This is a genomic window from Streptomyces sp. NPDC093801 (genome assembly GCF_040701585.1).
Lineage (GTDB): Bacteria > Actinomycetota > Actinomycetes > Streptomycetales > Streptomycetaceae > Streptomyces.
On record NZ_JBFBDP010000041.1, the window covers coordinates 51520 to 68857 of the forward strand.

At 75.5% G+C, this 17338-nt stretch carries 13 protein-coding genes and 1 pseudogene; 10 read left to right on the forward strand and 4 right to left on the reverse strand.

Going from position 1 to position 17338, the window contains the following annotated elements:
- The first annotated feature begins 172 nt into the window (after positions 1 to 172).
- The 3 genes from AB0469_RS34755 (at position 173) to AB0469_RS34765 (ending at position 4482) form a co-directional block, all read left to right on the forward strand.
- Positions 173 to 1000 (forward strand): MOSC N-terminal beta barrel domain-containing protein, encoded by an 828-nt coding sequence (locus AB0469_RS34755; protein WP_366455499.1) that lies wholly within the window; start codon positions 173 to 175, stop codon positions 998 to 1000.
- A gap of 272 nt (positions 1001 to 1272) precedes the next feature.
- Positions 1273 to 1890, forward strand: coding sequence for a hypothetical protein (locus tag AB0469_RS34760; protein WP_366455500.1), 618 nt, complete (start codon positions 1273 to 1275; stop codon positions 1888 to 1890).
- A gap of 144 nt (positions 1891 to 2034) precedes the next feature.
- The gene (locus AB0469_RS34765; protein WP_366455502.1) at positions 2035 to 4482 is read left to right on the forward strand and encodes a right-handed parallel beta-helix repeat-containing protein; all 2448 of its coding nucleotides are present in this window, start codon (positions 2035 to 2037) and stop codon (positions 4480 to 4482) included.
- Here the strand turns inward: AB0469_RS34765 and AB0469_RS34770 are convergent.
- A complete protein-coding gene (locus tag AB0469_RS34770) occupies positions 4433 to 6826 on the reverse strand; it encodes a hypothetical protein (RefSeq protein WP_366455503.1) in 2394 nt (797 codons plus the stop codon). The two genes, AB0469_RS34765 and AB0469_RS34770, sit on opposite strands and share 50 nt — an antisense overlap.
- A gap of 374 nt (positions 6827 to 7200) precedes the next feature.
- On the opposite strand from AB0469_RS34770, the gene AB0469_RS34775 reads away from it, so the two are divergent.
- Positions 7201 to 7713 carry an SRPBCC family protein gene (locus tag AB0469_RS34775; RefSeq protein WP_366455504.1) on the forward strand — a complete coding sequence of 171 codons (513 nt, stop codon included), beginning with the start codon at positions 7201 to 7203 and terminating at the stop codon, positions 7711 to 7713.
- Positions 7714 to 7778: 65 nt separating this feature from the next.
- Here the strand turns inward: AB0469_RS34775 and AB0469_RS34780 are convergent, their stop codons facing one another.
- The gene (locus AB0469_RS34780) at positions 7779 to 8966 is read right to left on the reverse strand and encodes a PLP-dependent cysteine synthase family protein (protein WP_366455506.1); all 1188 of its coding nucleotides are present in this window, start codon (positions 8964 to 8966) and stop codon (positions 7779 to 7781) included.
- Positions 8967 to 9165: 199 nt separating this feature from the next.
- On the opposite strand from AB0469_RS34780, the gene AB0469_RS34785 reads away from it, so the two are divergent.
- Positions 9166 to 9711, forward strand: coding sequence for an ATP-binding protein (locus AB0469_RS34785; protein WP_366455507.1), 546 nt, complete (start codon positions 9166 to 9168; stop codon positions 9709 to 9711).
- Positions 9712 to 9758: 47 nt separating this feature from the next.
- On the opposite strand, the gene AB0469_RS34790 is transcribed toward AB0469_RS34785, so the two are convergent.
- The gene (locus AB0469_RS34790; RefSeq protein WP_366455508.1) at positions 9759 to 11036 is read right to left on the reverse strand and encodes an ROK family protein; all 1278 of its coding nucleotides are present in this window, start codon (positions 11034 to 11036) and stop codon (positions 9759 to 9761) included.
- A gap of 41 nt (positions 11037 to 11077) precedes the next feature.
- Entirely contained in the window at positions 11078 to 11737 is a 660-nt protein-coding gene (locus AB0469_RS34795; RefSeq protein WP_366455509.1) for an alpha-ketoglutarate-dependent dioxygenase AlkB, read from the reverse strand.
- Positions 11738 to 11773: 36 nt separating this feature from the next.
- Here AB0469_RS34795 and AB0469_RS34800 point away from each other — a divergent pair, with 36 nt between their 5' ends.
- The 5 genes and pseudogenes from AB0469_RS34800 to AB0469_RS34820 form a co-directional block, all read left to right on the forward strand.
- Entirely contained in the window at positions 11774 to 12517 is a 744-nt protein-coding gene (locus tag AB0469_RS34800; RefSeq protein ID WP_366455510.1) for a maleylpyruvate isomerase family mycothiol-dependent enzyme, read from the forward strand.
- Positions 12518 to 12718: 201 nt separating this feature from the next.
- The gene (locus AB0469_RS34805; RefSeq protein WP_366455511.1) at positions 12719 to 13546 is read left to right on the forward strand and encodes an FAD binding domain-containing protein; all 828 of its coding nucleotides are present in this window, start codon (positions 12719 to 12721) and stop codon (positions 13544 to 13546) included.
- Entirely contained in the window at positions 13543 to 16260 is a 2718-nt protein-coding gene (locus AB0469_RS34810) for a molybdopterin-dependent oxidoreductase (protein ID WP_366455512.1), read from the forward strand. Before AB0469_RS34805 ends, AB0469_RS34810 begins: the two co-directional genes overlap by 4 nt.
- A gap of 3 nt (positions 16261 to 16263) precedes the next feature.
- Positions 16264 to 17250: an antibiotic biosynthesis monooxygenase gene (locus AB0469_RS34815; protein ID WP_366455514.1), complete on the forward strand. Its 987-nt coding sequence runs from the start codon at positions 16264 to 16266 to the stop codon at positions 17248 to 17250.
- Positions 17244 to 17338 (forward strand): annotated as a pseudogene (locus tag AB0469_RS34820) (SsgA family sporulation/cell division regulator); the annotation flags it as partial. The gene AB0469_RS34815 and the pseudogene AB0469_RS34820, both read left to right, overlap by 7 nt.

Genomic DNA, 17338 nt, shown 5'->3' on the forward strand with positions numbered 1-17338 from the left:
GCCAGCAGCACCGGGTAGGCGTCGGCGAGGCTGACCGTTTCGCCCGGCCGCCCTGCGCCGGGGCCCGCGGGCCGCGTCCCGCACGGCCGTGGCCCGAACCCCGCGGCCGGATCACTGCGCCCTGCGCGAAACGCGCTGGGGTGCCGGCACGGGCTGCTGGCAAAATGCCCCCATGTCGAACTTGTACGTCCGGTCCCTCCACGTCCATCCCGTCAAATCCGTAGCGGGGACCGCTCCCGACGAGATGGCCGTGGAGCCCTGGGGCCCGGCCGGCGACCGCCGCTGGGCCGTGGTCGACACCTCGGGCGCGGTCATCACCCAGCGCCAGCAGGCGCGGCTGGCGCTGGCCTCGGCCCGTCCGCTGGACGGCGGCCGGGTCGCGCTGTCGGCACCCGGCATGGCGGACCTGGTCGTGGAGGTGCCGGAGCCCGGCCCGCTGGAGCCGGTCGTCCTGTTCGGCAAGAAGGTCGACACGGTCGTCGCCTCGGCGGCCGCGGCCGAATGGTTCAGCGCCTTCCTCGGGCAGGCCGCGCGCCTGGTCCACCTCGACGACCCGGCGGTCCGCCGGCCCGTGGACCCCGACTACGCCCTGCCCGGCGAAACGGTCAGCCTCGCCGACGCCTACCCGGTGCTGCTGGCCTCCACCGCCTCGCTGGAGGCCCTCAACGCCCTGATCGCGGAGGGGGACCACCCCGAGGAGGGGCCGCTCCCGATGAACCGGTTCCGCCCCAACGTGGTGGTCGGCGGAGACCTCGACGCCTGGGCCGAGGACGGCTGGCGGCGCATCGCGATCGGCGACGCCGTCTTCCGGGGGGTGCGCGAGTGCGGGCGCTGCATCGTCACCACCACCGACCAGGCCACCGCCGAACGCGGCCGGGAACCCCTGAAGACCCTGGCCCGGCACCGGCGCATCGGCAAGTCGCTCGCCTTCGGGCGCCAGCTGGTGCCGGTCGTCCCGGGCACCGTGCGCGTGGGCGACGAGGTGCGCGTCCTGGAGTGACCCCGCCCCGCACCCCGGACCCGGCCCGCCCCTGACCACGGCGGGCGGGCGTACGGGGGGAATGACACCTTCGAGGGGCTCGCGGGCCGGACCGGAACCAACCGGTGGCGCGGGGCCGTTGGAGCATGCGGGACGAACGGGCACCCGCCGGGGCAGGAGCACCGGATCGGGTGACGGACGTCCCGCGCGTCCCGGAACGCGCGTCCTCGGGCGTGCGGAAGGCTGGGACGCGCAGACAGACGCAGACTGGCATGGGCAGGGGGAGCCGGACCGTGCGGACGGCAATGGGTGTGTGGCGCTGGCGGCGCAATCCGCTGCGCAGGCCGACCGACCTCGTCGAGGCGTGGGTGGCGTGCGTCGCGCTGGTGTGCGTCCTGCTGGTGGCTCCGGCCGTCGGCTGGGCCGCCGGCCTCCGGGTGGACGGGATCCTCCAGCGCGCGGCGCACGAGCAGCGGCAGGAGCGGTACCTCGTCCCGGCCGTGGTGGTGCGGCCCGCGGCCGAGCCGGCCGGGCCGGCCGGCGCGGACGCCGAGCCCGCGGCGCAGCGGACCGCTCCGGCGCGGACCACGATCGTGGCCTCGTGGACCGCGCCCGACGGCACCAGCCACGAGGGCGCGGTCCCGGCGGCGGAGGAACCACCGCGTCCGGGCGACCGGTTCCGGATATGGACCGACATCCGGGGCCGGCTCGTGGGACGGCCGCTCGACCCGGGCGCCGCCTCCTTCCACGCGGCCATGGCCGGGCTGGCCGCCGCGCTCACGGCGGCCGCGCTCACGGAGACGCTCCGCCGGCTCGTCGTACGAAGGCTCATGCATCGGCGGTACGTGCGTCTGGACCGCGCGTGGGCGGCGGCCGGGCCCGACTGGGGCCGGGCGGGTGCGGGCAGCTGACCTGGCAACTCCCGGGCCCCGCGCGCGCTACGGTGGAGCCGCAGGCCCGCCCGGCCGCTTCGGCGCCCGGGAGGGCCGCGGCCGCTTCAGCCGCTCCGGCCCGGTCCGGCAGCGCGAGTACGAGGGTGGGGGCACGGCAGCACGATGGCTCAGGGCACGGTCCAGGTGACGCACGGCGGGGCCTCGCGGTGGCGGCGGCGCTCAGGTGAGTATCCGACGCTGGGCGCCGCCCTCGCGGTCGCGGGCGACGGCGACGTGCTGTCCGTCGCCCCCGGCACCTACCGGGAGAACCTGGTCCTGCGTCATGCCGTCACCCTGCGCGGGCCCGAGGGCGCGGCGGCGGGCTCGGTGCGGATCGCCCCGCTCGACGGGGTCGCGCTGACCGTGCGCGCTTCGGCCGTGGTCCAGGACCTCTACCTGGAGGGGGCGGACCGGGCGGCGCCCGCGCTGCTCGTCGAGGAGGGCTCCCCCGAGTTCAGCGATCTGCGGGTGCACACCCGGTCGGCGTCCGGCATCGAGGTGCGCGGCGGGGCCAGGCCCCTGGTGCGCCGCTGCACGGTGGAGAACCCGGCCGGGGTCGGGATCGCCGTCCTGGACGGCGGCGGCGGGGTGTTCGAGGAGTGCGAGGTCGTCGCCGCCGGGCAGGCCGGGTTCTCGGTGCGCGGCGGGCACCCCCGGCTGGAGCGCTGCCGGATCCACCACGCCATCGGCGCGGGGATCGCCGTCACCGGCGAGGGCTCGGGGCTGGAGGCGCTGGGCTGCGAGGTGTACGAGATCAAGGGCAGCGGGGTGCAGGTCTCGGCGCGGGCCGCCGCCCGCCTGACGGACTGCGCGGTGCACCGCACCTCCGGCGACGGGGTCACCCTCGACACCGACGCGGTGCTGTCGCTCGCCGGCTGCGACATCCACGACATCCCGGAGAACGCCGTCGACCTGCGGTCCCGCTCCGTGCTCAGCCTCAGCCGCACCACGGTCCGCCGGTTCGGGCGCAACGGCCTGTCGGTGTGGGACCCGGGGACCCGGGTCGAGGCCGAGTCCTGCGAGATCCACGACAGCACGGGCGACTACCCGGCGGTGTGGGTCAGCGACGGCGCGACCGCCTCCCTGGACTCCTGCCGGCTGCACGACGTACCGGACGCCCTGTTCGTGCTGGACCGGGGTTCGCTCGCCGAGGTGCTCGACAGCGATCTGTCGCAGGTGCGCAACACCGCAGTGTCCGTGAGCGACGGGGCCACCGCCCGGCTGGAGGACTGCCGGATCCGGGAGGCCGGCACCGGTGCCTGGTTCCGCGACCACGGCAGCGGCGGCAGCCTCAGCGGCTGCACCGTCGACGGCGTGCAGACCGGGGTGATCGTCAGCAAGGGCGCCGACCCGGCCCTGGAGCGGGTCACCGTCAGCTCCTGCGCCGAGGCCGGGTTCTACGTGTCGGCGGGCGGCCGGGGCACCTTCACGGCCTGCCGGGTGACGGGCAGTTCCGGCTTCGGCTTCCACGTCCTCGACGGCTGCCGCAGCGTCCTGACCGGCTGCCACACCGAGCGCTGCGCGCGCGGCGGCTACGAGTTCGCGGAGGACGGCCCGCGTGCCGAGGGGTGCACGGGGGACGGGCCGGCGGCCCGGCTCACCGCCGGGGCGGCGGCGGGCGCCCCGGCCGGCGGGGCACGGCCCGCGGGCCCTGCGGCGGCGGCCGCGCAGGACCTCGCGGGACGGCCGGGCGAGGTGCCCGGGCGGGCACCGGCGCCACTGCCCGAGCCCCGGGCCCGGGAGGCGGCGGGCCGTGGCGCGGGCGAGGTGCTGGGGCAGCTCGACGCCCTGGTGGGGCTGGACAGCGTCAAACGCGAGGTGCGGGCCCTCACCGACATGATCGAGGTCGGGCGCAGGCGGCGGGAGGCGGGCCTCAAGGCGGCCTCGGTGCGCCGGCACCTGGTCTTCACGGGCTCCCCGGGGACGGGCAAGACCACGGTCGCCCGGCTGTACGGGGAGATCCTCGCCTCCCTCGGGGTGCTGGAGCGCGGCCACCTGGTGGAGGTGTCCCGGGTGGACCTGGTCGGCGAGCACATCGGGTCGACGGCCATCCGCACCCAGGAGGCCTTCGAACGGGCGCGGGGCGGGGTGCTGTTCATCGACGAGGCGTACGCGCTGGCGCCGGAGGACTCGGGCCGGGACTTCGGGCGCGAGGCCATCGACACGCTGGTGAAGCTGATGGAGGACCACCGGGAGGCGGTGGTGGTGATCGTCGCCGGGTACACGGAGGAGATGGAGCGGTTCCTCACGGTCAACCCGGGCGTGGCGTCCCGGTTCTCGCGGACCATCACCTTCGGGGACTACGGCCCGCAGGAGCTGCTGCGGATCGTGGAACAGCAGGCCGAGGAGCACGAGTACCGCCTGGGCGAGGGAACCGCCCGGGCGCTGCTGGACTACTTCACGGAGCTGCCCAAGGGCCCGGCCTTCGGCAACGGCCGGACCGCGCGCCAGACCTTCGAGTCGATGGTGGAGCGGCACGCGGGCCGGGTGGCACAACTGGCGGAGGCGGGCACGGACGAGCTCACCCTGCTGTTCCCGGCGGATCTGCCGGCTCTTCCCGCGCCGTGCTGATCCGCTGGGCGGGCAGCTCCGCGCCCTCCGGCCTCCCGGCCCGCGCGGCGGCGGCCAGGCGGGCGAGGAGCGCGTCGCGTTCGGCGGCGAAGGCCGGGTCGGCCTGGTAGTCGCCGTGCCGCAGGATCGGTGCGGGCAGCGGGTGCAGGGGGTCGCGTCCGTAGGCGACCGGGTCGGCCAGGGGCCCCCGGTCCACGGGTCCGTCCCCGTCGGCGCCGGCCGCGACGGGTCCGCCGATGGGGTCGGTGGCCCGCCACAGGTTGCGCCAGCAGTCGAGGTCGCGGTGCAGGGCGGCGAGCGGGCCGGGGCCGAAGTAGGCGGGGAACCAGCGGCCGTAGAGCCGGGCCAGCGGTGATCCGTACGTCAGGAGCCCCACGCGGCGGCGGGTGCCGGGCGGCAGCTGCCAGACGGCGGCGGCCGCGAGCACGCTGCCCTGGGAGTGGCCGGAGATGACGAGCCGGCCGCCGGTGCGCGCGGTCCAGCCGGTCATCCGCCAGGTCAGGTCGGGCACGGCCCGCTCGGCGTAGCAGGGCGGGGCGAAGGGGTGGGCGGCGCGCGGCCAGAAGGTGCCGACGTCCCACAGGATGCCGATGGTGCGGCGGGAGGCGGGGTCCCGGTAGGCCCGGCGGCCCAGGGCGACGAAGGCGGCCATCCCGAAGCCGATCAGCCAGGATCCGCTGTCCTGGGCGGCACGGGCTGCGGCCGCCGGCAGCGGGTGGGCGCCCCGGGCGGCCTCGGCCGGGACCTCGCCGGTGATCCAGGCCCCGGCGAGGGCGCCCGCGCCGAGCAGCAGGGTGGCCGCGCAGACGGCGCCCACGAACCAGGGCGCGGTGTCGGTCAGCGCCGCCGTGGCCCGCGCCCCGGCGATGCGCCGGCTGCGGTCGGGGTCGGGGACGGCCCCGGGGTATTCGGCGGCGACGGTGGCGGCGGCCCTGCGCCGGGTCACGGCGGCCCGGACCCCGGCCGCTGCGCCGACCAGGGCCAGCGCGAGCAGCAGCGGCGGCAGGACGGAGGCCTGCCAGGACAGCAGGACGGGCGGTCCGGGCAGTGCGGATCCGGGCGTGCCGGGGGCTGCGGCCCCGTCGAGCCAGTCGGCGACGCGCTGGGCGACCCCGCCGGACATGACCCCGCCGAGGGCGCAGCCGAGCAGGGCGGCGGCCGGCCCGCCGAGGCCTCCGAGGGCGGCTCCGGGGGTCGGTGTGCGGCGGTGGAGGCGGCGGGCGACGAGGGCGAGGGCGAGGACGCAGCCGCCCTGGCCGAGCATGAGCACCCCGAAGGCGACGTCGCCCGGGAGCCGGCCCGTCGAGGTCCAGCCGGGGCGGGACCAGCCGGCGTAGAGGAGCGCGGCGGCCAGCAGGGCGAGGGCGCCGGCGGGCAGCAGGGTGATGGCGGCCCGGTCCAGCCGGTGGTCGGGCCGGGCCTCGGTGCGGCCGCGCCGGCAGACGACCCACAGCACGGCCGCCGCCCCGGCCGCGAGGAGCGCCTGCGCCGCCCAGCCGGCGGCCAGCAGGGCGGGCGGGGTGGCGGTGGAGCCGCGGTCCTCGCGCAGGGCGGGGGCGGCGACGGCGAGCGCCACGGTGAGGAGCCCGGCGGCGGTGTGCGCGGCGCGCAGCCGGGCCACTATCCGGCGGCCGTACCAGAACCCGGGCCGGCCGAGCGGGGCTTCGCCGTGGCCGGCGGCGGCCGCCCCCGCGCCGGCGGTTCCGGAGGGCGGAGGCTGGGACTCGTAGGCGCTCCAGGTCCGGGCCGACAGGAACCACAACAGCCCGGTCAGCGCGGCCGGGACGAGGGCGCCGAGCGCGAGGCGCCGCCCGGGCTGGGCCCACCACGCCCCGGGCCGCAGGAAGGCGGGCCAGGAGCCGGTGCAGGCGCGGGCGCCCGCGCACTGCCAGGCGAGGAGGTCGAGCGCCACCTCGCAGGCGGCCGCGACGAGCAGCACGGTGAGGCTGAGGGCGAGGAGGCGCACGAGGAGCCCGTACCCGCGCACCGCGCACGGCGGCGGCCCGGCGGGGGCCGTGGCGGGCCGGGCCCAGTGGGCGAGGTTGGCCACCATGAACGGGAGGAGCAGCAGCCACAGCGCGCGGGCGCCGTTGCCCGAGGTGAGCCGGGACCAGCAGTAGGCCTCGGGGACGGCCCGCCCGGCGTAGCGCTCGGGGTGGGCCTCGGCGTCGGCGTCTTCCGCGCGGCGGAACACGGCCGCGGTGGAGTCGCCCGTCACCCGGACGGGGTGCGGATCGCGGAGCAGCTCGCCGGGGGCGGCTCCGGCGACTCCGTGCACGAACAGTTCGAGGGCGAGCGGGGGCGCGCCCGGAGGGACGGCCTCGGGGGCGGCGGACTGCGGCATGGGGGCCTCCGCGGGAGGGCGGCGGGTGGGGGCCCGGACGCGGGCGGCGGGGTCGGGCCGGTCCCAGCATCCCGCCCGAACGCCCCGCTGCCCAGGCTCCGTTCGCGTGAAGCCCGAGCAGGTGGGGGAGCCGTAGCGGGAGCCGGAGCCCGAACCGGAGCCCGAACCGGAACGGGCTCGACCGCAACCGGTGCGCGCCACGACCGCCGAGGGCCGTCGCGAGGGACCGTCCGCCCCGCGCAGCCCAGGTCCCCGCACCGACCCGAACGGCCCACGCATCCGCACGACGCCCCTGTCACTGCCATTCTCTGACGACGTACCAGACAATGGGACGGCATCGCGCCCGCCGTCCTCGCGTCCCAGGGGGTAACGCCATGGCCCGCCGACTCCGCCCCGTGGGGCTGGACTTCCTCGACCGCGCCCCGACGCGCCTGGTCTTCACCGCCAGGGCCGCGGCCCCGCCCGCGGACCTGTACCGGGCGCTCGCCGAGGAGGTCACGGCCTGGCCGGCCTGGTTCGGGGCGGTGTCGCTGGCCCGGCCCACCGGGGGCGGCGCCGGCCGGGAGATCGGGCTGCGGGGCGGGGTCCGCTTCCGGGAGACGGTCGTGGCCGCGCAGGCCCCCCGGCGCTACGCCTACCGGGTCGACGAGACCAACGCGCCGGGCGTGCGCGCCCTGTTGGAGGAGTGGCTGCTGGCCCCGGCCGCCGGACCGCACTCCCCCGGCGACCGCTCCCCCGGCACCCTCGTCCGCTGGACCTTCGCGGCCGACGGCCCGGCCCCGTTCCGCCTGGCGCTGGCCGCCGCCCGCCCGGGGCTCGGCCACTCCTTCCGCACGGCGGTGCGCGCCCTCGACGCCCGGCTCGGGAAGGCCCCGGGCCGCGGCTGAACCGCCGGGCGCCGCAGGGGCGTCAGGCCTGCGGCTCGCGCCAGTCGCCGGGCGCCGCAGGGGCGTCAGGCCTGCGGCTCGCGCCAGTCGCCGGTCTCCAGCAGCGTCTCGATCGTCTTGGCGTAGGGGGCGATGTCGAGGCCCTGCGCCGCCAGCCACTCGTCCGAGTAGTACTTGTCGAGGTAGCGGTCGCCCGGGTCGCAGAGCAGGGTCACGACGCTGCCCTTGCGGCCCTCCGCCACCATCTCGGAGACGATCTTCAGTGCGCTCCACAGCCCGGTGCCCGTGGAGCCGCCGGCCTTGCGCCCTATGGCCTGTTCGAGGGCGCGGCAGGCCGCGACGCTCGCCGCGTCGGGGACCTTCATCATGCGGTCGATGGCGCCCGGCACGAAGCTCGGCTCCATGCGGGGCCGGCCGATGCCCTCGATGCGGGAGCCGCAGTCGCTGCTCGCGTGCGGGTCGTGGTGCGTCCAGCCGTCGAAGAAACAGGAGTTCTCCGGGTCCGGGACGCAGATGCGGGTGTCGTGCTGCATGTAGTGGACGTAGCGGGCGATGGTCGCGGAGGTGCCCCCGGTGCCGGCGGTCGCCACGATCCAGGCGGGCTCGGGGTAGCGTTCCAGGCGCAGCTGCTGGTACATCGACTCGGCGATGTTGTTGTTGCCGCGCCAGTCGGTGGCCCGCTCCGCGTAGGTGAACTGGTCCATGTAGTGGCCGCCGGTGCGGGCGGCGAGGTCGGCCGACTCCTCGTACATCTTCATGGAGTCGTCGACGAAGTGGCATGCGCCGCCGTGGAATTCGATGAGCCGGCACTTCTCCGGGCTGGTGGTCCGCGGCATGACGGCGATGAAGGGGACGCCGATCAGCTTGGCGAAGTAGGCCTCGGAGACGGCGGTGGAGCCGCTGGAGGCCTCGATGACCGGGCGGCCGGGGCGGATCCAGCCGTTGCACAGCGCGTACAGGAACAGCGAGCGCGCGAGGCGGTGCTTCAGGGAGCCCGTCGGGTGCGTGGACTCGTCCTTGAGGTAGAGGTCGATGCCCCAGGACTCGGGCAGCGGGAAGCGCAGCAGGTGCGTGTCGGCGCTGCGGTTGGCGTCCGCCTGGACCTTGCGCACGGCCTCCTTGAGCCAGGCGCGGTATTCGGCGTCGCTGCGGTCGATGTCGACGGTGGTCGTCACCGTGCTCGCGGCCACGCGTCCGGCCGGACTCGCGGCCGTGTTCGAGGCCGTCGTACCGGTGGTGCCGGTGGTGCTCATGCGCCTTGCTCCTTTGTCGGTTCCAGGGCCCCCTCCTTTCGAAATGTACCCCCCTCACCTGCACAAACGGTCACTTTGGGTTTCCATGCGGATCGCTTTCGGTCGCGTTCGGTTGCAAGCGGCGCGACGGTGGGTGACCCTTGAGAATGCGTCACCGAGGGTGCAGCACCCGTAACACTGATGTCGGGGAGTCGCAGCCGTGATCACACATTCCCGCAGGCACTGCGTCGTGGAACTGCAGGCCCTGCCCGCGCGGATCGGCCAGGTCCGCAGGATCCTCTCCGCCCAACTGCGCCACTGGCAGCTCGACCCGCTCATAGACCGGGCTGCGCTCGGCGTGACGGAGCTGCTCAGCAACGTCCACCGCCACGCGCAGCCGGACAAGGTCTGCGTCGTCGAGATCGAACTCCGCCTCGGGCGGCTCACCGTCTCCGTCCGCGACAGCGATCCGCGCCTGCCCGTCCGGCGCGAGGCCGGTGGCCTGGAGACGTGCGGCCGCGGGCTGGCGCTCGTGGAGGCGGTCAGCGAGGCGTGGGGGGCCCGCCCCCAGCCGGACGGACCCGGCAAAGTGGTCTGGTTCTCCATGCGGGCCGCCCCCGTCCCGGCGGCGCCGCCGCACACGGTCCGTATCGGCGTGAACAAGCCCGTACGGGAGCCCGCCCGGGCGGTGCTCACGACCGTGGACGCAGGGGCCGTACCGACGGCCGTGCCGGCGCCGGTCGCGGCCGGCACGGGGCCCGGCTGACGCCTCCCCGGGACCCGGCCGCCCCCCCGGGGCCGGGACCGGCCGGTTCAGGCCGCCGCGCCCAGCGTCCCCAGCGGATCGTCCAGCACCGGCTGCCAGGCCAGCTCCGCCGCCCCGACGAGGCTGTTGTGGTCGAGGGTGCAGGGCAGGATCGGCACGCCCCCGCTGCGCCCCCACAGGCTCCGGTCCGCGACCACGGCGCGCAGCCGCTCCGGGTCCGCGTACAGCAGCTCGCGGTGGAGCCCGCCCAGGATGATCCGGTCCGGGTTCAGGATGTTGACCAGGCCCGCCAGGCCCAGGCCGAGCCGGTCGATGAGCTCCTCGGCGGCCGCCCGTACCGCGGGCTGCGCGTACTCGGCGCGCAGCAGGTCCCGGGCCTGCTGGAGCAGCGACACCTCGGGGCCGGGCGTGCGGCCCGCCGCGGTCAGGAAGGCCAGCGGGTCGGCCTCCACGTCCAGGCAGCCCCGGCTGCCGCAGTGGCAGGGGCGCCCCTCGGGGTTGACCGTGAGGTGGCCGACCTCCAGGGCCAGGCCGGAGCTGCCGCTGTGCAGCCGGCCGTCCAGCACCAGCGCGCCGCCGACGCCGCGGTGGCCGGTGGCCACGCACAGCAGGTGCTGCGCGCTGCGGCCCGCGCCGTGGCGGTGCTCGGCGAGCGCGGCGAGGTTCACGTCGTTGCCGGTCAGGGCCGGTCCGTCGATCCCGGCCGCCTTCACGCACTCGGCGAAGATGGCCCGTACCGGGGAGCCCGCCGGCCACGCCAGGTGCAGCGGGTTGAGGGCCGTGCCGTCGGGCTCGGCGACCGCCGACGGCACCGCGAGGCCCGCGCCGATGCAGCGCCGGCCCGACTCGGCGAGCAGCCGCGCGCCCGCGCCGACCACCGCTCCGAGCACCTGGGCCGGGTCGGCGGAGACGGTGACCTTGCCGGGCGCGGTGGCCACGATCCGCCCGCCGAGGCCGACGAGCGCGGCCCGGAACCCGTCCGAGTGCACCTGTGCGGCCAGCGCCACGGGGCCGTTCTCGTCGACGGCGAGCCGGTGCGAGGGGCGGCCCTGGGTGCCGCCGGCGCCGCCGGGCCGGGAGTCCACGCGGATCAGGCCGAGGGCCTCCAGTTCGGCGGCGACGGCCCCGGCGGTGGCCCGGGTGACGCCCAGCTCGGCCGTCAGCACCGCGCGCGTCGGGGCCCGGCCGGTGTGGACGAGCTCCAGCGCGGGGCCCAGGGCGCTGCGGCCCCGCTCCAGCTTGCTCTTCGTGGAAGCCGTGGAACCGGAAGCCGTCGACGCCGTGGTCTCGTCCCCCACCCCGGGCGGGGCGCCGTTGCCGTTCATGCATGGATCCTCGCATGATCGGGTGGTGCGGGGTGCAGCGGCTACGGGTGACCGAGGCCGCCGACCCGCAGCGTGATGTTGAGCCGCCCGGTCAGGCCCAGCGCGGGCGGTGCGGTGCCGGGGAGCACCTTGGGCACCCCGTGGTAGGCGAGCCGGCTCGGGCCGCCGAAGACGAACAGGTCCCCGCTGCGCAGCTCGACGTCCCGGTATGGGCGCCCGCGCGAGGCGGTGTTGCCGAAGCGGAAGAGGCAGGAGTCGCCCAGGCTGAGCGAGACGACCGGGGCGGGCGAGCGCTCCTCCGCGTCCCGGTGCATGCCCATGCGGGAGTCTCCCCCGTAGAAGTTGACCAGGGCGATGTCGTAGGCCCCGGCGGGCGGCGGGGGCGTCCCGTAGGCGTCGGCGACGGCCCGCCGCCCCAGCTCGGCGAGCCAGGCGGGCATCGGCTTGACCGGAGCCCCGTCGCCGTCGACGGCGGTGGGCGCGTATCCGTACGGGTACCAGTGCAGGCCCAGGCACACCTGCCGGGCGGTCATCGTGCCGCCGCCGGGCGTGCGGACGGTGCGCAGTCCCGCGGGCGGGCGCGCCCAGGCGCGGCAGGCGTCGAGGAGCTCGCGCTGGCGCCGCGGCCCGAGCCAGTCGGGCAGGTGCGCGGCACCGGGCGCGACCTCGGTCCGCCCGCGCGGGAAGAGTCCACCGTCCACCCCTCCATTGTCGGGGGCGGCTGGCACACTCGGGGCATGAAGATCACCGAGTACGTGGAGACGCTCGCGCGGGAAGGCGGGCTGCTGGCCGACGAGGCCGAACGGGCGGGCACCGACGCCCTGGTGCCCTCCTGTCCCGAGTGGCGGGTGACCGATCTGCTGCGGCACACGGGGGCGGTGCACCGCTGGGCGACGGGGTACGTGACGGACGGCCTGCTGGAGGGGGCGCCGTTCCCGGACGCGCCGGAGCTGGCCGGGGCGGAGCTGCTGGCCTGGTTCCGGGAGGGGCACGCGGAGCTGGTGCGGGCCCTGGCCGAGGCACCGGAGGACCTGCGCTGCTGGACCTTCCTGCCGACGGCGGCGCCTTCACCGCTGGCCTTCTGGGCGCGGCGGCAGGCGCACGAGACGGCGGTGCACCGCTTCGACGCCCAGGCGGCGCGCGGAGTGGCCTTCTCCGAGGTGGCGCCCGAGTTCGCCGAGGACGGGGTGGACGAGCTGCTGACCGGTTTCCACGCCCGGCCGCGCAGCCGGGTCCGCACCGAGGAGCCGAAGCTGGTCAGGGTCCGGGCGGCGGACACGGGCGCGGTGTGGACGGTGCACCTGTCGAAGGAGCCGGCGCGGACGGTGCGGGGGGACACGGGCGATCCGGCGGACTGCGAACTGACCGGCCGGGCGGCCTGGCTGTACGCGGCCCTGTGGAACCGGCTGCCGCTGGCGGGTCCGGGCGTGACCGGCGACACGGCGCTGGCCCGCCTGTGGCAGGAGACGGCGGGCATCTGAGGGCGGGGCGGGGACGGCGGGGCGGGTCAGGGGCGGCGGGGCGGGGCGGTTTCCGCCCCCTTCCACGCCGGGTGCCGGGCGCCGGGGCCGTGCGGCCCGGCACCGGTCGCCCTGCGCCGGGCAGGGGCGCGATCTAGACTGGAACGGCGCCTGACCGCCCCTCCATCGCACGGTGCCCGTCTTGAGGGAGGTCGGTTTCCCGTGGACCTCAGCACCATCATCGAAGTCGTCCGGCGGCCCTCCGAGCAGCCGGCCGCCGACTGGCGCGAGGGCGACGCCTGGCTGGCGGGCGGAACCTGGCTCTTCTCCACACAACAGCCGGACCTGCGGCGCCTGGTCGATCTGACGGCGCTGCGCTGGGACCCCCTGGTCCCGGACGAGAAGGGCCTGGAGATCGGTGCCACGTGCACCATCCGCGACCTGTACGCCTTCACGCCCCCGCGCGACTGGACCGCGGGTCCGCTGCTCGCCGCGAGCTGCGAGGCCTTCCTGTCCTCGTTCAAGGTCTGGAACGCGGCGACCGTCGGCGGGAACATCTGCATGTCGCTGCCGGCCGGCCCCATGATCACCATGACGGTGGCGCTGGAGGCCGTGTACGAGCTCTGGGCCCCCGACGGATCGAAACGCACCGTGGACGCCCTCGACTTCGTCACCGGTGACGGCCGCAACGTCCTCGCCCCCGGCGAGATCCTGCGGCGCGTCCGCATTCCGGCGAGGGCCCTGGGCAAGCGCGCCGCCCACCGGCGCTTCTCGCTCACCCGTCTCGGCCGTTCGACCGTCTTCGTCGTCGGCACGCGGACCCCCGGCGGGAACGACCTGCTCCTCACCGTCACGGCCGGCACCACGCGACCGGTCCGCCTGGCCTTCGACGCCCTGCCCGACGCCCGGGACCTCCAGCAGGGCGTCGACGCCATCCCGGGCGACGTCTGGTTCGCGGATCCCAACGGAACCCCCGACCACCGCCGCCATCTGACGAAGCACTTCGCCGAGGAGATCCGTCACGAACTCGAGGACGGGGGCCCGTCATGACGTACCGCGTCAACGGACATGCCTTCGACCAGGAGCCGGAGCCCGGGCAGTGCCTGCGCACCTTCCTGCGTGCGCTCGGCCACTTCGGCGTCAAGAAGGGCTGCGACGCGGGCGACTGCGGCGCCTGCACGGTGTGGCTGGACGGCAGCCCGGTCCACAGCTGCATCACCCCCGCGTTCCGCGCCGACGGCCACGAGGTGACCACCATCGAGGGGCTGGGGGCGCCCGGCGACCTGCATCCGGTGCAGCGCCGGTTCCGGGACGCGCCCGGGTTCCAGTGCGGCTTCTGCACCGCCGGGATGATCATGACCTCGGCGGCGTTCACCGAGGCCCAGAAGGCGGACCTGCCCCGGGCGTTGAAGGGCAACCTCTGCCGCTGCACCGGCTACCGGGCCATCGAGGACGCGGTGAACGGCGTCGTCGGCGTGGAGACGGCGAAGCCGGGGAAGGCCGTCGGGACGAGCGTGGGCGCGCCCGCGGCCAACGACGTGGTGACCGGGCGGGCCGAGTTCACGATGGACACCCGCATGGAGGGGATGCTGCACCTCAAGGTGCTGCACTCCCCCCACGCGCACGCCCGCATCGTCTCGATCGACAAGACCGCCGCACTCGCGGTTCCCGGCGTCCACCGCGTCTACACCTGGGAGGACGTGCCGCGCAGACGCTTCACCACCGCCATCCACACCGACCACCTGGTCGATCCCGACGACACCTTCATCCTCGACGACACGGTCCGGTTCGCGGGCCAGCGCGTCGTCGCGGTGCTGGCCGACACCCCCGGCGCCGCGGAGGAGGGCTGCCGCAGGGTGGTCGTCGCGTACGAACCGCTGCCCGCGGTGTTCGACCCCGAGGAGGCCATGGCCGAGGGGGCTCCGCAGATCCACGGCACGCACGACCCGTTCGTCCGCGACCCCGTCCGCAACGTCCTGGTCGAACTCCACACGCACATCGGGGACGTGGACGCGGGCTTCGCCGAAGCCGACGTGGTCCACGAGGGCACGTACTCCTCGCCGCGCGTGCAGCACGCGCACCTGGAGACGCACGGATCGATCGCCTGGATGGAGGACGGGCGGCTGAACGTCCGCACCAGTTCGCAGTCGCCCTCGATCGCGAAGGTCAAACTGGCGTACCTGTTCGCGCTCCGCCCCGACCAGCTCCGGGTGTTCTGCAAGCGGGTGGGCGGCGGATTCGGCGGCAAGCAGGAGGTGATCTCGGAGGACCTGGCGGCGCTCGCCGCCCTGGACACCGGACGGCCCGTCTGCTTCGAGTACACCCGCGAGGAGGAGTTCACCACCGCCTCGCCGCGGCATCCGATGTCGCTGACGATCAAGCTGGGCGCCAGGGCGGACGGAACGCTCACGGCCGTCCAGGTCCGCAACGTGTCGAACACGGGCGCCTACGGCAACCACGGCGGCGAGACGCTCTACGCCGGCGGCGCCGCCGTCATGATCTACCGCTGCCCCAACAAGCGGTACGACGCGTACTCGGTCTACACCAACACCGTGCCGAGCGGGGCGCTGCGGGGCTACGGGATGACGCAGCCGGCCTTCGCCATGGAGTCCGCGATGCACGAGCTCGCCCTCGCCCTGCACATGGACCCGCTCGAACTGCGCCGCCGCAACATCGTGCGGCCGGGCGACCCGCTCGTCGCCCTGCACGACGGCCCGGACGACGTGGCGTTCACCGAGGACGGGCTGGCGAAGTGCATCGACCTGGTGGACCGGGCGATGGCCCGGCCGCCGCAGGCCCCGGACCCGGGCCCGGGATGGCTCGTCGGGTCCGGCGTCGCGAGCTCGATGCACGAGACCGCGCCCCCGACCGACCACATCTCCGAGGCCTGGGTCACGCTCGGCGACGACCTCGTCTACGAAGTGGCCGTCGGCACCACGGAGTTCGGCGAGGGCACCTCGACCGCCCACGTCCAGATCGCGGCCGGCCAGCTGGGGACCACACCGTCGCGGATCCGCCTGGTGCAGTCCGACACCGACCGCACCGGCTTCGACACCGGCGCCTTCGCGAGCGCGGGGCTGTTCGTCTCGGGCAACGCGGTGCTGCGGGCGTCCAACGCCGTGCGCGACCGCATCCTGGAGTTCGCCGCCGCCCACACGGGCGTCCACCCCGTGCTCTGCTCCATGGACGACGACGGGGTCACCTGCGGGGACAGGCGCGTGACCCTGGCCGAGCTGGTGGCACTGGCCCGGGCCCGCGGCATCCGGTTCACCGCCGCCCGCAGGGCCTACGGTTCGCCCCGCAGCGTCACGTCCAACACCCACGGGTTCCGGATCGCCGTCCACCGGGTGACGGGTGAGATCCGCATCCTGTACAGCGTCCAGGCGACCGACGCGGGGGTGGTCATCAACCCGCAGCAGGTCCGCGGACAGGTGGAGGGCGCCGTCGCCCAGGGCATCGGCTTCGCCCTGACCGAGAACCTCCTCGTCGGCGCGGACGGGGCCGTGGTCAACCCGAACTTCCGCAACTACCGCATCCCCGCCTACGCCGACGTCCCGCGCACCGAGGTGCTCCTCGTGGACTCGGCGGACTCCGTCGGCCCCCTGCGCTCGAAGGGGATGGCGGAGTGCGCCATCAACCCGGTGGCACCCGCGCTGGCGAACGCGCTCCACGACGCCACGGGCGTGCGCTACCGTGCGCTGCCCCTGACGCCCGAACGGATCTACAGCCGGCTGAACGCGCAGCAGCCCGTCTCCAAGGCCTGAGCCATGGACACCCACGAGTACGAAGACGCCGTGGCGGAGGACGCCGTGGCGACGGCCATCATCGGCCAGAAGGTCCTCCCCGGCCGGGAGCACGAGTACGAGACCTGGCAGGACGAGGTCAACGCCGCGGCGGCCGCCTACCCCGGGTACCTCGGCGTCGAGGTCTCCCGGCCGACGCCCCTGCAGCCCGAGTGGGTCATCGTCTACCGGTACGACTCGATACCCCACCTCCAGGCGTGGATCAACAGCTCGACCAGGCAGCGGCTGCTGGCGGTCGGCGACACCTACCTCGACGGCCCGGGGACGCAGCGGGTGGTCACCGGCCACACCAAGGCCCCCGATCCGCTGGTGACCGTGGTGGTCACCCACCGCGTCCGCCCGGACAGCGTGGACGCCTTCCTCGCGTGGCAGCGGCGGATGACCGAGGCGGAGAGCAGGTTCGAGGGCTTCCGCGGCACCGAGACGTTCCGGCCGGTCGACGGGCTCCAGGACGAGTGGACAACGCTGTTCCGCTTCGACAGCGCCCAGCACCTCGACGCCTGGCTGACCTCGGCCGAGCGCCGGGAAGCCCTCGCCGAGGGCGCGGAGTTCCGCGACTTCAAACTGAGCACGGTCGACAACTCCTTCGGCAGCTGGTTCGCCTTCGAGGAGAACGGCACTCAGGTGCCGCCGCCCTCCGAGATGAAGACGGCCATCGCCGTCTGGGTCGGCCTCTACCCCACCGTCGTACTGCTGACGCTGGCCCTGTCGCCGCTGCACATGCCGCTCTGGATCGGGCTGCTGATCGGCAACCTGCTCTCCAGCCTCCTCATGACCTTCCTCACGATGCCCTACTACGTGAACCGGCTGCTCAGGCGGTGGCTGCGACCGGCCCCGGACGAACCGCGGGCGAGGAACAACCTCATCGGCCTGGGGATCGTCGCCGCGGCGACCGTGTTCTGGGCGGCCGTCTTCTACCTCGTGACGCGGCAGATCTGGACACTGCCCTGAGGACACCGGAGGGAGAAGCGCTGCTGGAAGCACCCGCACGAGCCCTCGAGTCGTTCCTGAAGCGCACGGATGCGGCGGTCCCGCCCGG

Bases quoted from the DNA above. Each gene is read 5' to 3' on its own strand.
- AB0469_RS34755 (WP_366455499.1), top strand. From the start codon at position 173: ATGTCGAACTTGTACGTCCGGTCCCTCCACGTCCATCCCGTCAAATCC.
- AB0469_RS34765 (WP_366455502.1), top strand. From the start codon at position 2,035: ATGGCTCAGGGCACGGTCCAGGTGACGCACGGCGGGGCCTCGCGGTGG.
- AB0469_RS34770 (WP_366455503.1), bottom strand. From the start codon at position 6,826: ATGCCGCAGTCCGCCGCCCCCGAGGCCGTCCCTCCGGGCGCGCCCCCG.
- AB0469_RS34775 (WP_366455504.1), top strand. From the start codon at position 7,201: ATGGCCCGCCGACTCCGCCCCGTGGGGCTGGACTTCCTCGACCGCGCC.
- AB0469_RS34780 (WP_366455506.1), bottom strand. From the start codon at position 8,966: ATGAGCACCACCGGCACCACCGGTACGACGGCCTCGAACACGGCCGCG.
- AB0469_RS34790 (WP_366455508.1), bottom strand. From the start codon at position 11,036: ATGAACGGCAACGGCGCCCCGCCCGGGGTGGGGGACGAGACCACGGCG.
- AB0469_RS34800 (WP_366455510.1), top strand. From the start codon at position 11,774: ATGAAGATCACCGAGTACGTGGAGACGCTCGCGCGGGAAGGCGGGCTG.
- AB0469_RS34810 (WP_366455512.1), top strand. From the start codon at position 13,543: ATGACGTACCGCGTCAACGGACATGCCTTCGACCAGGAGCCGGAGCCC.
- AB0469_RS34815 (WP_366455514.1), top strand. From the start codon at position 16,264: ATGGACACCCACGAGTACGAAGACGCCGTGGCGGAGGACGCCGTGGCG.